The organism is Klebsiella sp. GG_Kp173 (assembly GCF_040062415.1).
Lineage (GTDB): Bacteria > Pseudomonadota > Gammaproteobacteria > Enterobacterales > Enterobacteriaceae > Klebsiella > Klebsiella quasipneumoniae.
On the sequence record NZ_JBEAFZ010000058.1, the window covers coordinates 1 to 2,279 of the forward strand.

Genomic DNA, 2,279 nt, shown 5'->3' on the forward strand with positions numbered 1-2,279 from the left:
TTGTAATGGCTCAATAGTAATGTCCGCCTGTGGCTCAATTCAGATGTCCGCGCTATGGTAAGCTTCACTGGTCCGTTTAAACTACCGGGAGGCATATCATGAGCGCAGAAAGCTCAGGAGTGTTTACTTTGAAAGAGATCAACCGGATCAAGATTATACAGGACGTCATTGAACGTCGCATCACAACGCGCCGTGCGGCCGAGCACCTCGGTATCAGCGACAGGCAATGCCGCAGACTTCTTGCCCGTTACCGTGAAGGCGGACCGCTTGGTATGGCCAGCAGACGATGTGGCATGCGTGGTAACCGCCAGTTGCCACCCGGGCTCGCAGATCAGGCTCTGGAACTGATCAAGACGCGTTATGCTGATTTCGGTCCGACTCTGGCGCGTGAAAAGCTCGAAGAACTCCACGGACTGTTTCTTGGCAAAGAAACTGTCCGGCGCATCATGGTGCGGGCTGGCTTATGGGTTCCCCGTAAACAACGTGCCGCAAGGATCCCTCAACCACGGTACCGGCGTCCGTGTACTGGTGAGCTGATACAAATAGATGGCTGTGATCACGACTGGTTTGAAGGCCGTGGCCCGGCCTGCACCGCGCTGGTCTATGTTGATGATGCAACCAGCAAACTGATGGAACTGTTGTTTGTTAAATCGGAGTCCACGTTTTCTTACTTCGAAGCCACGCGGCGCTATATCGATAAGCATGGTAAACCGCTGGCACTGTACAGCGATAAAGCCGGTGTTTTTCGTGTTAACAATAAACACGCCACAGGCGGAGACGGGCATACTCAGTTTGGGCGAGCCATGCATGAACTGAACATCCAGACTATCTGTGCAGAAACCAGTCCCGCCAAAGGGCGTGTAGAACGAGCTCACCTCACTTTACAGGATCGTCTGGTCAAAGAGCTGCGGTTACAGGGCATTTGTTCAATGGAGGCTGCAAATGACTTCGCTGAGGCCTATATGGCTGACTATAACCGCCGTTTTGGCAAAGTACCGCGACATGATTTTGACGTACACCGTGCTGTAGAACATGATGAGGACCTGGGGCTTATTTTCACTGTTCGTGAAAAACGTAAAGTCTCAAAATCGTTGACGATACAATATGATAAAATGTTGTACCTGATTGAAGACAGCGAACTGAGTCGCCGTGCAATAGGTAAATATATCGATGTGTATCACTATCCTGATGGCAGAAAAGAGCTGCGCCTGAACGGTACGCTACTTCCCTACTCTACCTACGACCGACTGTCAGAAATCGACCAGGGCGCGATTGTCGATAACAAGCGTCTTGGCCGAACCCTGGAGTTTATCAGTCTGGTGCAGAGCAAGCGGGATAACACGCGCTCTCAGTCAATTCCCGCTGGAGATGGCCCTTCCCGACGACGGCCAAAGCAGGAAGGGAAGAAATCCCAGCGCTCACTGGATAATGATGACATGCTCGAAGCACTCAAACAGCTTCAGTCACGTTCAGAGGACATTTTTGGTAAAAGAGCCCGCTGATGGTACTCACTGGCCGGACAGTGGTTGCTCACCAGTTGATATTGTCCGGCCAGACCCATGATGTATTATTCATTTCGTTCAGCATCTTTATGTCCTGCTTTTCACGGGCATACTTACCCCATAATGAATGAAAAGAACGAACAATACTGATTAACTGCTTTTTTCTTTGCTCCGGAGATAAGCTGATAAAATAGCAGCACCTGCTGTCAATATTATCCTCTATGAAATTAAAATCAGAGTCTGATGCATATTTTACTGTTAGCATAATATCATTCGACGTTGTTCTCTCAGACTCTGTTAATGCTGATTCTATCAGGTATTCAAAGGCATACATGACAGACAACTGGTTTTTGTCTGTCTGAATATAACCCATTGAGTTTCTGAGTATTGAGGACTGTACCAGGACCAGAGGCCATAAAAGCTCAACACCATAAAGCTTATATGTATCATGTTGATCATACTGATGTTGCTCAACACGACGATTACCTTCCCGTGCTTTACGAATATCATAGGCAAGGGATAACATAAATCCGTCTTTAACTTTAATCAGTGGGCTTTCATCCACGATGTAATGAATGAGTTCATGTAATTCATTCAGGGCTTCTGAATCTCCCCACAGTATAAAACCTGCATTGTTCGGCGTTAACTCGTATCGAAGCATGGGCTCAATCATCCTGTTGTTTCAGTCGGAGGAAAGTCTATCAGTAAAGAGAATGAGAGATCAAAGTGGTCATTTTAATTGAGCTGGATAACGGACATTTCAATTGAGCCTTGACA

Annotated in this window: 2 protein-coding genes; one reads left to right on the top strand and one right to left on the bottom strand. The window is 47.6% G+C overall.

All coding sequences use genetic code 11. The annotated features are described in order from the left end of the window. Nucleotides 1-98 precede the first annotated feature (98 nt). On the top strand, nucleotides 99-1,502 hold the full coding sequence (locus ABLU50_RS16090; RefSeq protein ID WP_001567368.1) for an ISNCY-like element ISKpn21 family transposase: 1,404 nt from the start codon (nucleotides 99-101) through the stop codon (nucleotides 1,500-1,502). Nucleotides 1,503-1,530: 28 nt separating this feature from the next. On the opposite strand, the gene ABLU50_RS16095 is transcribed toward ABLU50_RS16090, so the two are convergent. Then, a complete protein-coding gene (locus tag ABLU50_RS16095) occupies nucleotides 1,531-2,163 on the bottom strand; it encodes a hypothetical protein (protein ID WP_001567369.1) in 633 nt (210 codons plus the stop codon). Nucleotides 2,164-2,279: the final 116 nt, after the last annotated feature.